Annotated in this window: 12 protein-coding genes; 11 read left to right on the top strand and 1 reads right to left on the bottom strand. The window is 41.9% G+C overall.

Annotated features, from left to right (window positions below; genetic code table 11):
• Positions 1-49: 49 nt before the first annotated feature.
• From ASU35_RS11415 to ASU35_RS11465, 11 genes are all read left to right on the top strand, one after another.
• Entirely contained in the window at positions 50-1,792 is a 1,743-nt protein-coding gene (locus ASU35_RS11415; protein ID WP_058353136.1) for a peptidoglycan D,D-transpeptidase FtsI family protein, read from the top strand.
• A gap of 84 nt (positions 1,793-1,876) precedes the next feature.
• Complete coding sequence (gene mraY / locus ASU35_RS11420) at positions 1,877-2,842, top strand: phospho-N-acetylmuramoyl-pentapeptide-transferase (RefSeq protein WP_058353137.1); 966 nt, start codon at positions 1,877-1,879, stop codon at positions 2,840-2,842.
• 22 nt (positions 2,843-2,864) lie between these two features.
• Positions 2,865-4,223, top strand: a complete 1,359-nt coding sequence (gene murD / locus ASU35_RS11425; RefSeq protein ID WP_058353138.1) for a UDP-N-acetylmuramoyl-L-alanine--D-glutamate ligase — start codon at positions 2,865-2,867, stop codon at positions 4,221-4,223.
• A 20-nt stretch (positions 4,224-4,243) separates the two neighbouring features.
• A complete protein-coding gene (locus tag ASU35_RS11430; protein WP_058353139.1) occupies positions 4,244-5,380 on the top strand; it encodes an FtsW/RodA/SpoVE family cell cycle protein in 1,137 nt (378 codons plus the stop codon).
• A gap of 60 nt (positions 5,381-5,440) precedes the next feature.
• Positions 5,441-6,694 carry a UDP-N-acetylglucosamine 1-carboxyvinyltransferase gene (murA, locus tag ASU35_RS11435; RefSeq protein ID WP_058353140.1) on the top strand — a complete coding sequence of 418 codons (1,254 nt, stop codon included), beginning with the start codon at positions 5,441-5,443 and terminating at the stop codon, positions 6,692-6,694.
• Between the two features lie 16 nt (positions 6,695-6,710).
• Positions 6,711-7,430 carry a cell division protein FtsQ/DivIB gene (locus ASU35_RS11440; protein WP_058353141.1) on the top strand — a complete coding sequence of 240 codons (720 nt, stop codon included), beginning with the start codon at positions 6,711-6,713 and terminating at the stop codon, positions 7,428-7,430.
• Positions 7,431-7,575: 145 nt separating this feature from the next.
• The gene (gene ftsZ, locus ASU35_RS11445) at positions 7,576-8,820 is read left to right on the top strand and encodes a cell division protein FtsZ (protein WP_058353142.1); all 1,245 of its coding nucleotides are present in this window, start codon (positions 7,576-7,578) and stop codon (positions 8,818-8,820) included.
• A gap of 185 nt (positions 8,821-9,005) precedes the next feature.
• The gene (locus ASU35_RS11450; RefSeq protein WP_058353143.1) at positions 9,006-9,836 is read left to right on the top strand and encodes a sigma-E processing peptidase SpoIIGA; all 831 of its coding nucleotides are present in this window, start codon (positions 9,006-9,008) and stop codon (positions 9,834-9,836) included.
• Positions 9,837-9,858: 22 nt separating this feature from the next.
• Complete coding sequence (gene sigE, locus ASU35_RS11455) at positions 9,859-10,602, top strand: RNA polymerase sporulation sigma factor SigE (RefSeq protein ID WP_058353144.1); 744 nt, start codon at positions 9,859-9,861, stop codon at positions 10,600-10,602.
• A gap of 105 nt (positions 10,603-10,707) precedes the next feature.
• Positions 10,708-11,490 (top strand): RNA polymerase sporulation sigma factor SigG, encoded by a 783-nt coding sequence (sigG, locus tag ASU35_RS11460; protein WP_058353145.1) that lies wholly within the window; start codon positions 10,708-10,710, stop codon positions 11,488-11,490.
• Positions 11,491-11,541: 51 nt separating this feature from the next.
• Positions 11,542-11,796, top strand: coding sequence for a YlmC/YmxH family sporulation protein (locus tag ASU35_RS11465; protein ID WP_058353146.1), 255 nt, complete (start codon positions 11,542-11,544; stop codon positions 11,794-11,796).
• On the opposite strand, the gene ASU35_RS11470 is transcribed toward ASU35_RS11465, so the two are convergent.
• Positions 11,780-12,370, bottom strand: coding sequence for a DedA family protein (locus ASU35_RS11470; protein ID WP_058353147.1), 591 nt, complete (start codon positions 12,368-12,370; stop codon positions 11,780-11,782). The two genes, ASU35_RS11465 and ASU35_RS11470, sit on opposite strands and share 17 nt — an antisense overlap.
• Positions 12,371-12,565: the final 195 nt, after the last annotated feature.

The raw sequence follows: 12,565 nt of genomic DNA on the forward strand, positions 1-12,565 counted from the left end.
AGATTTCATAATAAAATTAAAGGATGAGATTTATGAGGTTTTTTATACGATGAAATATAGAACCTATAATCGAAAGAATCTGCTGATTGTAATTATTGTTGTGGGATTTCTTCTGGCATGCCTGGTAGGACGACTTATTTATCTGATGATTTTTCAAAGTGAGCACTATGGAAAGCTGGCCAGGCAGGTTCAGGAAAGAGAACGTCCGGTTAAGGCAGAGCGGGGACGTATTTATGATAGAACGGGGATTCAGATTGCAGGAAACAAGCCGGTTTCAACAATTTCTGTTATTCATAGCCAGATAACTGAACCGGAAAAGGTAATCCGCATTTTATCAGAGGAACTGGGAATTTCAGAAGAAAAGATCAGGAAGAAGGTAGAAAAGGTTTCCTCCATCGAGCGAATTAAAACCAATGTAGATAAGGAAATTTCCGACCGTATCCGGGAATATGACCTGGATGGTGTTATGGTTGATGAGGATTATAAAAGGTATTACCCTTATGACAGTCTGGCTTCTAAGGTAATCGGTTTTACCGGCAGTGATAATCAGGGAATTATTGGACTGGAGGTAAAATATGACCCTGTGCTTCAGGGACAGGATGGTACGATACTGACGCTAACAACGGCAAGAGGTGTAGAGATAAATAATGCAGCAGAAAACCGGATAGAGCCGCTTCCAGGAAAGGATTTGTATTTAAGCCTGGATATGAATATTCAGGAATATGGAGAGCAAATTGCAAAAAAGGTCATGGAAGCAAAAGGGGCTGCTAGTGTCAGGATTATTGTAATGAACCCGCAGAATGGTGAATTGTATGCCATGGTTAATGTGCCGGAGTTTAATTTAAATGACCCTTATACTCTGATAAATGTACCGGAAACAGCGATGACAGAGAAAGAAAAACAGGATGCCCTCAATAATATGTGGAGAAATGCCTGTATCAGTGATACTTATGAACCAGGCTCAGCTTTTAAGATTATAACGGCGACAGCAGCTTTGGAGGAGGGCGTGGTTTCCTTAAATGACAGCTTCTACTGTCCGGGCTATAAAAAGGTGGAGGATAGAATGATTCGCTGCCACAAGGCAGGAGGACATGGTTCTGAGACCTTTGTGCAGGGAATTCAGAATTCCTGCAACCCGGTATTTATGGAAATCGGTGCGAGGGTTGGTATTGACAATATGTACAAATGCTTTGAAAAGGTGGGACTTTTCTCAAAAACAGGTGTTGACCTGCCAGGAGAAGCAAATTCTATCATGCACGATAAAAAGAATGTAAAGGCGGTGGAGCTGGCAACGATTTCCTTTGGACAGTCCTTTCAGGTAACTCCACTGCAGCTTTTGACGGCCGTCAGTACTGTCGTAAATGGCGGCAGACGGATTACTCCCCACTTTGGTGTGGAAATCCGAAGCCGGGATGGAAGCCAGGTGAAAAAGCTTGTCTACCCGGAAGAGGGAGGAAAGCTTTCAAAAGAGACTTCAGAAACAATGAAGGAGCTTTTGGAGTCGGTAGTATCCGAGGGAACCGGTCACCGAGCTTATCTGGAGGGCTTTACCATAGGCGGAAAGACAGCAACCTCAGAAAAGCTGCCAAGGCGGAGTGGCAAATATATTGCTTCCTTTATTGGCTTTGCACCAGCAGAAAGACCGCAGGTCATGGCACTGGTGCTAATTGATGAGCCACAGGGAATTTATTATGGTGGTACGATAGCAGCACCATTGGTAGGCGAGTTATTTGACAATATTCTTCCCTATCTTGGGATTGAAAGGGAAAATATATCCAATGAGGAAAAATAGTTGATTATCCGTCCAAGTTGGAATATAATTAAAAGTCAGTGATAAATACGCGAAATACGCAGGAAATTATACGAGGTGAGATAAATGGAAAGTGTAAATTATCAAGTAGTGATGCCAGTTTTAATTGCTTTTGCAGTTAGTGTGGTATTATGTCCGATTTTTATTCCTTTTTTAAAAAAGCTGAAATTTGGACAGTTTGTACGGGATGATGGGCCAGAGGCTCATCTCAAGAAAACAGGTACACCAACCATGGGCGGTATCATTATTTTAAGCAGTATTCTGATTACTTCTCTTATATATATAAGAGGAAATAAGGCCATTCTGCCAGTATTGTTTGTAACCCTTGGCTTTGGTGTGATTGGCTTTTTAGACGACTATATTAAAATTGTTATGAAGCGTTCCCTGGGACTTCGGGCATGGCAGAAAATGCTGGGACAGATTCTGATAACAGGAATTTTTGCGTACTATCTTTTAAATATAATTGATTTTGGAACTGACATTATCCTTCCATTTACCAATGGAAGGACCTGGGATATGGGTATTTTATTTGTTCCGTTTTTATTTATCGTGTTGTTGGGTACTGTGAATGGTGTCAACTTTACGGATGGTTTGGATGGTCTGGCCTCCAGCGTTACTGTTTTAGTTGCGACCTTTTTTACTGTAGTAGCTATCGGTACGGGAAGTGGAATTTCTCCGATTACCTGTGCGGTAGTAGGAAGTCTGTTAGGCTTTTTGATGTACAATGTATATCCGGCAAGAGTGTTCATGGGAGACACAGGTTCTTTAGCCCTGGGAGGCTTTGTAGCTGCCTCCGCAGTGATGCTTAAAATGCCATTATTTATTGTAATTGTGGGACTGATTTATCTGGCTGAGGTTTTATCGGTTATGATTCAGGTAACCTATTTTAAGCTGACCCATGGAAAGCGGTTCTTTAAAATGGCACCGCTCCATCATCATTTTGAATTGTGTGGATGGCCGGAGACAAAGGTAGTAGCAGTATTTGACATCATAACAGCGATTTTGTGTCTGGTCGGACTGGCTGCACTCTAAAATTATAGAAAAGAGGGAAATTATGGATTTAGTGGGTAAGAAGGTGCTGGTAGTAGGAAGTGGTATTAGCGGTATTGCTGCAGTCAAGCTTCTATCTACCGAGGGCTCGGAGATTATTTTACAGGATGGTAATGAAAGCTTAACAAAACAGGAGGTTTTAGATAAGCTTCCAAGAAGTCTGGAGGTTACAGTAATTATCGGAGAGCTTCCAAAGGAGATAATAAGCACTATTGATTTGGTTGTATTAAGCCCGGGTGTACCGACAGATCTTCCATATATTCTGGAGATGAAAAAAGCTGGAATTCCTATCTGGGGTGAGATAGAGCTGGCTTACCAGTTTACTAAGGGAAAGATGGCAGCGATTACCGGAACCAATGGAAAAACAACGACGACGGCCTTGGTTGGCGAAATTATGAAAAGCTATTATGTATCTGTATATGTTGTTGGAAATATTGGTATCCCATATACAGAAATGGTTCTGAATACCAAGGGAGGTTCGATTACAGTAGCAGAGATGAGCAGCTTCCAGCTGGAGACGGTGCATGAGTTTAAGCCGGAGGTCAGTGCAATTTTAAATATTACACCAGACCATTTAAACCGTCACCATACGATGGAAAATTATATTGCTGCAAAAAAACGGATTGCAAAGAATCAGGATATTACCGATACCTGTGTTCTTAACTATGAGGATGAAGTACTTCGGGAAATGGCAAAGACTCTGCGGCCAAAGGTATTTTTTTTCAGCAGTAAAAGAGAGCTTTCGGAGGGCATTTTTCTGGATAACGACGGTGATTTTATTTATCGTGAGGATGGAAAAGAAGAAAAAATCTGCAATATTCATGATTTGAAGCTTTTAGGAACTCATAATTATGAAAATGTTATGGCAGCCATTGCGATTTCTGCTCATATTGGCGTACCGATGGAGGCAATTCGTAAGGCAGTTATGGCCTTTACTGCGGTAGAACATAGGATTGAGTATGTAACAGAGAAAAACGGAGTGACTTATTATAACGATTCTAAGGGAACCAATCCGGATGCTGCAATCAAGGGTATTCAGGCTATGGTACGGCCGACCTTTTTGATTGGCGGCGGCTATGATAAGGGTTCTGACTATAAAGAATGGATACGTTCCTTTGACGGCAAGGTAAAATATCTGCTACTTTTGGGCCAAACAAAGGAGAAAATTGCAGCTCAGGCAAAGGAATGTGGCTTTGACCGGATTATTATGGTAGAGGATTTGAAGGAAGCGGTAAAGCTGTGTTATATGAATGCAGAGCCAGGAGATGCCGTCTTATTGTCTCCAGCCTGTGCGAGCTGGGGAATGTTTAAAAACTACGAAGAACGCGGCAGGAAGTTTAAGGAGTATGTAAACCAGCTGTAAGAGAACAGGAGAGTGTAGGCTTGGCGGGAAAAAGGGAAAAAACGTATAGCTGCTATGATTACAGTCTGTTATTTCTGACACTGTTTTTAGTATGCTTTGGATTGATTATGATATACAGCACCAGTGCTTATTCTGCCCAGGTATTTCGTAACGGCGATTCCATGTTTTATTTAAAACGGCAGGGAGGGAGTGCTCTTCTTGGAATTGTGGCAATGCTGTTTATTTCCAAAGTGGATTACCGGATTTTGCTAAAACGGATTCCGGTTTTAAATATGAAGCCAGTAACGGTTGCTTATTTGGGAGCAATTATTTTACAGATTGCAGTTTTTATTCCAGGACTTGGTGTGGAATATAATGGTGCAAAGCGTTGGCTTAAGCTGGGGCCGGTACAGTTCCAGCCTTCTGATCTTTCCAAGGTAGCAGTAATTTTATTTGTATCCTATATTATTTATACGGCACCAAAGCGGATGGATAAATTTGCGGGCTTTATCCGGGTTGCACTGTATATGTCTCCATTGGTTGGCTTGGTTCTTAAGGAGAATATGAGTACAGCTATCGTTTTGTGTGGCATCATGGTCGGTATCTGCTTTGTAGGAAGCCGGAAAAAATGGTATTATTTTGTGGCAGCCTTTTTTATGGTACTTGGAGGTGCAGCCTTCATTTTATTTGGCGAGGGCTTCCGTATGGAGCGAATTATGATCTGGCTGGATGTGGAAAATCATGAAAAAGGCTTTCAGATACTACAAGGCCTTTATGCCATTGCTTCCGGCGGCCTTACAGGTACAGGACTTGGTGGTAGTATGCAGAAGCTGGGATATGTACCGGAAGCACAGAACGATATGATTTTTTCGATTATCTGTGAGGAACTTGGCCTGTTTGGAGCAATTACTGTTATACTGCTGTTTGTCCTTCTGATTTGGAGATTGTTTATTATTTCCATCAATGCACCGGATATGTATGGTGGATTGATGTGTACCGGTATTTTAGTACATATTGCTGTCCAGGTAGTTATTAATATTGCGGTAGTTACGAACTCGATTCCATCTACCGGTATTCCGCTGCCATTTATCAGCTATGGTGGAACCTCAGTAGCTGTGCTTTTGGCCGAGATGGGGCTTGCCTTAAGTGTTTCGAACCAGATAAAGTACGAGCGTTAGTACCCTTTGCAATGTCCTTTCATATACTATAATAGATTGGTATAGGAAAGGGTGTCAAAGGTGTCGGTTATATATATAGACGGCGGCTGGCCGCTGTCAGGAGAGCTTTCTTTACAGGGCTCGAAAAATACAGTGCTTCCGATGCTGGCAGCCAGTATTTTGAATCAAGGGAGCCTAAGGCTTTTTCATTGTCCTCAAATCTCTGATGTGGAGCATATGCTGGTTTTGCTGAAGCAGCTGGGCTGTCATATAAAGCGGGAAGGAGATTGTATTGAAATTAATGCCTCACGGCTGGATTCAGACCAGGTGGCTGCGGAGTACGGAAAGCAAATGCGGTCCTCATTCTTTCTCCTGGGCCCTATGCTTGGGCGGATGAAGCGGGCTTCGGCACCATATCCGGGTGGATGTATTATTGGTGCAAGACCGATAGATATTCATCTGGAGGCATTTCAAAAAATGCAGGTTGAGATAGAGGAAGATGGAGAAATGCTTTCTCTTTCCACAAGAGGGCTTAAGGGAAATGAGATTTGCCTGCGGTTTCCAAGCGTAGGTGCAACGGAAAATATTGTGATGGCTGCTGTATTGGCAGAGGGAACGACCTGTATTCGGAATGCGGCACGGGAACCGGAGGTAACGGAGCTTTGCCTTCTTTTAAAGAAAATGGGAGCCAGGATTACCGGAGAAGGTACCGATACCCTTGTAATTCAGGGGGTAAAGCGACTTCATGATGCAGAATATACGGTAAAGGGAGACAGGATTGTCGGAGGTACCTATCTGGCAGCAGCTCTTGCGACAAGGGGCAGTCTTACCCTTAAGACGGACTGTATTTCTCATATGGAGTCTACCTTAAGGGTACTTGAGGCGGCTGGAGCGAGGCTTTCCATAGGAGCAGATTATGTTACTCTTATTTCAGCAGGAAAAATAAAGGGTATCAAGGGTCTGGTGACAGAAACCTATCCGGGATTTCCTACGGATATGCAGTCGCAGATGATGGCAGTGCTTGCCTGTGCCGGGGGAGACTCCAGCATTGAAGAACGGATTTTTGAATCCAGATTTCGTATCTGTGAAGAACTGAAAAAGATGGGTGCGAGAATTGCAATACAGGGAAATATAGCAAGGCTTCAGGGGGTTCCGAGGCTTTTTGGTACTATAGTGGAGGCTAGGGAGCTAAGAGGCGGTGCAGCCCTTGTGATTGCTGCCTTAGAGGCAGAAGGGGAAAGCTGTATTCGTGGTGTCTCTTATATAGAACGCGGCTATGAGAATATTTGTGATGTACTGGCTGGGCTAGGAGCACAGATAAGAAAAGAAGGATAGGAACGGAGGAAAGGAAATGGAAAAAAGCAGGAAACGACACTGGAAAATTTTGATTTTGCTGGTTTTGCTAGCTTTGCTGTTTCTTTTCCTTTTTTTGGGCTTCCGTATTCATACGGTAACAGTAACCGGCTGCAGTTATTATACAGAAGAAGAGATTAAGGATATGGTATTTACCAGTCCCATGGATTATAATTCTTTGGTTCTTTATATCAAGAATAAGTTTATTGGAACCGGGGAATATCCTTTTATACAAAAGATGACAATTACTCGCAAGGGCCGTAATGAAGTTAAAATCCGGGTTTATGAAAAGGCTTTAGCCGGCTGTGTAAAATATATGAATCAATATATCTATTTTGATAAGGATGGTATCGTGCTGGAATGTTCTGAAGAGGCGATTGACAGCATTCCTTATATTACCGGCATCGAATACCGGAGCTTTACTCTTTATGAAAAGCTTAAGGTTTCTGATGAAGCGATTTTTGACCGGATTCTTTCCCTTTCCCAGCTGGTGCAGAAATATGAAATTCCACTGGATCGGATTCATTTTTCTAAAGATGGAGGAGTCATGCTGCAGACAGAAGGTATCAAGATTTATCTGGGTGAGCAGGAGTTTTATGATGAACGGGTATCCTGTCTGGCGGAAATACTTCCGACTGCACTAAAGGAAGGATTAAAAGGAAAAATCTATATGGAAAATTATACTTCGGGGGATGACATAATTTTTCATAAGGATTAAAAAACTTGAAATTTAGGGTTGATTATTTTTGCGAAAAACTATATTATATATTATGAGATTGTAAAAGGCTGAAATGTATTACATATGAGATAAATTTGAATATTAGTTTAATAAAATAGAAGAGGAAAATGAAGGAGGAAGAACCTTGCTTGAGATAAAAACAAACGAAGCAGAGTCCACTGCAAAAATTTTAGTTATTGGTGTTGGCGGTGCCGGCAACAATGCAGTAAACCGAATGATTGAAGAGGGAATTTTAGGAGTTGAATTTATTTGTGTGAATACGGACAAGCAGCATTTGAAGAACTGTAAGGCTGCCACCTGTGTGCAGATTGGTGAAAAGCTTACAAAGGGACTTGGTGCCGGTGCACAGCCGGAGATTGGTGAAAAAGCAGCAGAAGAGAATCGGGAAGAGCTTACCGAGCTTATTAAGGGAGCAGATATGGTATTTGTTACCTGTGGTATGGGAGGCGGTACTGGTACAGGTGCAGCTCCTGTAGTAGCTTCTATTGCCAAAGAGATGGGTATTCTGACGGTTGGTATTGTAACAAAGCCGTTTAAATTTGAAGCAAAGGCTCGTATGAATAATGCTACCCAGGGTATTGAAAAGCTGAAGGCAAATGTAGATACTCTGATTGTTATTCCAAATGACAAGCTGTTACAGATTGTAGACAGAAGAACAACGATGCCGGATGCACTGCGTAAGGCAGATGAAGTGCTTCAGCAGGGTGTTCAGGGAATCACGGATCTGATTAATGTACCGGGTCTTATTAACCTTGACTTTGCTGATGTCCAGACCGTTATGAAGGACAAGGGTGTAGCCCATATTGGTATTGGTGTAGGACACGGTGATGATAAATGCGTAGAGGCTGTCCAGCAGGCGATTACCAGTCCTCTTCTGGAGACTACGATACAGGGAGCTACTCATGTTATCATTAATATTTCCGGTGATATCAGCTTGATTGAGGCAAATGAGGCAGCTACTTATGTACAGGAGCTGGCAGGTGATAGTGCAAATATTATCTTTGGTGCTATGTATGATGAAAGTGCACCGGATGTAGCTACCATTACTGTTATTGCTACCGGTCTTGAGAGTAATGCAGGGCCGACTGTTAAGACTCCTAAGTTTGTAAATACGCAGGGTAGTGGACCAGTACTGGGAGGATTTGGACAGGCTCCGACACAGACAAGACCATCCTATGGCGGTAGTATGCCATCCTTCATTAATCCTGGTACTGCCAGACCGACGACAAAAAATACAATGACCCAGAATCCAATTCCACAGGTGAACATCCAGTCACAGCCGATTCAGCCAAAGAGTGAACCGATGGAGGATGGAGAGCACGGAGGAATCAAGATTCCAGAGTTTTTACAGAAGAACAGACATAAATAAGATGATAAGAGAGATTTTAAATCCTTTAGGTTTAAAATCTCTTTTCTTTTTTTGTTTCTTCGTCACTTCCTGCAATATCTTGTAGCTTTCCCAAGATGAAAACAAAAACAAATCTTCTATAATATGACAGGAAATTCGGAATAATTAGGGTATAATAGGCTCATCCTCAGAACAGGAGGTGACCTTTGAAGCTTGTTGTATACATAGACGTATATTTTTTAATGAACGGAATTTTTGACTTCTGTATTTTATTGCTGGTGGGCAGGATACAGAGGCGTAGACAAAGGCTTTTGAGGTTATTAGCCGGGGCAGCGGCCGGTGGGCTGGGAGCAGCCATTGTACTTGTTTTTTCATCCCTTCCTCCCAGTCTGCTGGCAGTTTGGCAATATGGCCTGCTGCCGGTGCTTATACTTGTCATAAGCTTTGGATTTTCGGATAAAAAAAGCTTTTTCTATCAGCTTTTGACTTTTTATGCCATGACTCTTTTTCTGGGCGGAATATTTGTTTTTTTTCGACAGGAGGGAGGTAAATCATGGAAGCTTTTAAGTATTATGGCGGTTTTAGAGGTTTTTTTATGGCTGGTTCTTCCGGGACTTCTAAAAAGGAATCAAGAGCTTAAGAGTGAATATGAGGTAGCACTCTTTCTTGGAGAAGGCTGGGTGCATGGAAGAGCTCTTTTGGATACAGGAAATCGGCTGTATGAGCCAATTAGTAAAAAACCGGTGATGCTGGCAGAGTTTCAGGTGATACGAGAGCAGATACCCGAAAAATTGCAGTATCTTTTGGAACAGCGGATACCCATTGCCGGGGAGGGCATGGAAAAAATCCGTTGGATTCCCTATCATGCAGTAGGAACAGCCTGCGGATTGATACCGGGAATCGAAGCAAAGAAAATTAAGCTTTGGACAGAAAATGGAAGTATTACGAAAGAGGACATTATACTAGGGCTTGTATTTGAGCCACTGGCGGTCCAGGGGGAATATCAGTTTATTTTACACGAAGACATTATGTGCTAATCAAAAAAGGAGAGGAAATGCAGTGTTATTAAAAGTATCAATGCCAAACAAATTTCAATTCCGTATGATACCAACCTTTCGGGGATTAATTTGCGGAAATAAGGGGGAAATTCACTATATAGGAGGAGCGGAGGTGCTACCGGCTCCACTGGAGGCTGAAGAGGAGCTTGCCATGATAGAAAAGCTGGGGACAGAGGAGGATAGTACAGCAAAAGCAAGCCTGGTAGAACACAATCTACGGCTGGTGGTTTACATAGCAAAAAAATTTGATAATACAGGTGTGGGAGTAGAGGATTTAATTTCTATCGGAACAATAGGACTCATTAAGGCTATTAACACCTTTAATCCCGAGAAAAATATCAAGCTGGCGACCTATGCCTCACGTTGCATAGAAAATGAGATACTGATGTATTTGAGACGAACCAGTAAAACGAAAATGGAGGTTTCTATTGATGAACCTCTGAATGTGGATTGGGATGGAAATGAGCTTTTATTATCAGATATTCTGGGAACGGAGGAGGATAGCATTTACCGGAATATAGAAAGTGAGGTAGATAAAAAGCTTTTGAATAAGGCAATGGAAAAGCTGACAGAGCGGGAGCAGACGATTATAAAGCTGCGGTTTGGACTGAATACGGCAGATGGAAATGAACGGACACAAAAGGAGGTCGCAGATTATCTGGGAATTTCCCAATCCTATATTTCCAGGCTGGAAAAGAAGATTATGAAGCGTCTCAGAAAAGAAATGATTCGTCTTGAAGCATAGAAAATAAAAGGAAAATATGGAAACAATTGCATAAAGAGCCATAGAATAAATTCCCATGAACCAGAGAAAGCTATAAACATCTTAACATTGGCTTGGAGGTTCATTATGGCTCTTTATAAGGTTGAAATCTGTGGTGTAAATACGGCGAAGCTGCCTCTTTTGAAGGAAGAAGAAAAGGAGGAGCTTTTTGGTAGGATAAAAAGGGGGGATAAGGAGGCCAGAGAGCTTTACATTAAGGGAAATCTAAGACTGGTTTTAAGTATTATCCAGAGGTTTAATGGAAGTAATGAAAATGTAGATGACCTGTTTCAGATTGGCTGCATAGGTTTGATAAAAGCAATTGATAATTTTGATGTTACACAGAATGTTAAATTCAGTACTTATGCTGTACCGATGATTATAGGAGAAATCCGGCGTTATCTCAGGGACTCTAGCAATAGTATCCGGGTGAGCCGTTCTCTTCGTGATACAGCCTATAAGGCAATTTATGCCAAGGAAGAGTATATAAAGGAAAAGGATAAAGAGCCTACCCTTGCAGAACTTTCTGAAATTCTGAAGCTTAGTCCAGAGGAAATCACCTATGCTCTGGATGCCATCCAGCATCCCCTTTCCTTGTACGAACCGGTATATTCAGAAGGCGGTGATACTCTGTATATTATGGATCAGGTAAGTGATAAAAAGAACCGGGAGGATAGCTGGGTGGAAGAACTGTCTTTGAGAGCTGCAATGAATCGGCTTTCAGAAAGAGAAAACAGAATTATTAATCTTCGCTATTTTGAAGGAAAAACGCAGATGGAGGTAGCTGAGGAAATTCAGATTTCCCAGGCACAGGTATCCAGACTGGAAAAGTCAGCATTGAAAAATATGAAAAATTATCTGCTGTCATAAGAAATGCTGCCTTGGCATACATTAAATAAAATAAATGCTTCAGGTGAGGGTATGCGACTTTGTGAGCTAAGGGATAAGGAAGTTATTAATATCTGTGATGGGCAGAAGTTAGGGTATATTGAGGACCTGGAATTTGATCTTTGTAAGGGAGAAATTTACAAGGTGATTATTCCAGGTCCCTGCAAGGTCTGGGGAATTCTGGGGCGGGAGTTTGAATATGTAATTGATGTCCGCTGTATCCGCAGAGTTGGTCCGGATGTAGTTCTTGTTGAGGTTGACAGGGAAAAGGTTAGAAATAGTCCCTGATAATCCGGTGAAAAAGAAACAAAAAAAGGAAAACAATCAGAATAAGAAGTAAGGTATCCTTATACTGGGTGTAGTATCCTGAGATAAGGGGCCAGTTTTCGCGGAAAAAGTAGCCGACACCAATAAGAAGACTGTTCCAGACGGAAATTCCTGCAAAGGAAGCAGCAAAAAAAGAAGGATAGGGCTGGTGGAAGGCACCGGCAACAAAGGCAATATAGGTACGGCATAGGGGAATGACCCTGCCAATTCCAACAGCAAAAAGACCATATTTTTCAAAGGTTTGGCAGGAGGAATGCAGGGCATTTTCTGTGCTCGGAAAACGTGTAGAAATCCATGTCAAAAGACGTGTTCCGCCTTTTAGACCCAGGAAATAGCAGATACTGGTGCCAATAAGCCCTGCCAGAATACTAACAGGAAGTAAAAGAAAAAAGGAGATTCCCTGGGAGGCTGCAAAGGCACCGGCAAAGGGAAGAATAATTTCACTGGATACAGGAAAGCAGGCGTATTCTGCCAGAATTAAAACAAACATGGCAAAAATACCATATTCACAAAAAAGGCTGATAAGTTCAGACATAGAGTCAGCTCCCGAAAAGTTTGTTTAAATATATGAGAAGGAGAAGAAAAAAATGCGAAAAGAAGGGAAGGATATTTTGGTTGACAGAGTAAAAAATGGTTGGTAGAATGGAAATGATCGCAAAAAATAGTAGCAGAATAGCATTCTGGTGATATGTCAAGAACTTTTTGAAAAAGATTTTGATATGTTTTTCAG

The sequence above is a fragment of the Acetivibrio ethanolgignens genome (assembly GCF_001461035.1).
Classification (GTDB): domain Bacteria; phylum Bacillota; class Clostridia; order Lachnospirales; family Lachnospiraceae; genus Velocimicrobium; species Velocimicrobium ethanolgignens.

Bases quoted from the DNA above. Each gene is read 5' to 3' on its own strand.
- ASU35_RS11415 (WP_058353136.1), top strand. From the start codon at position 50: ATGAAATATAGAACCTATAATCGAAAGAATCTGCTGATTGTAATTATT.
- mraY (WP_058353137.1), top strand. From the start codon at position 1,877: ATGGAAAGTGTAAATTATCAAGTAGTGATGCCAGTTTTAATTGCTTTT.
- murD (WP_058353138.1), top strand. From the start codon at position 2,865: ATGGATTTAGTGGGTAAGAAGGTGCTGGTAGTAGGAAGTGGTATTAGC.
- ASU35_RS11440 (WP_058353141.1), top strand. From the start codon at position 6,711: ATGGAAAAAAGCAGGAAACGACACTGGAAAATTTTGATTTTGCTGGTT.
- sigG (WP_058353145.1), top strand. From the start codon at position 10,708: ATGGCTCTTTATAAGGTTGAAATCTGTGGTGTAAATACGGCGAAGCTG.
- ASU35_RS11465 (WP_058353146.1), top strand. From the start codon at position 11,542: ATGCGACTTTGTGAGCTAAGGGATAAGGAAGTTATTAATATCTGTGAT.
- ASU35_RS11470 (WP_058353147.1), bottom strand. From the start codon at position 12,370: ATGTCTGAACTTATCAGCCTTTTTTGTGAATATGGTATTTTTGCCATG.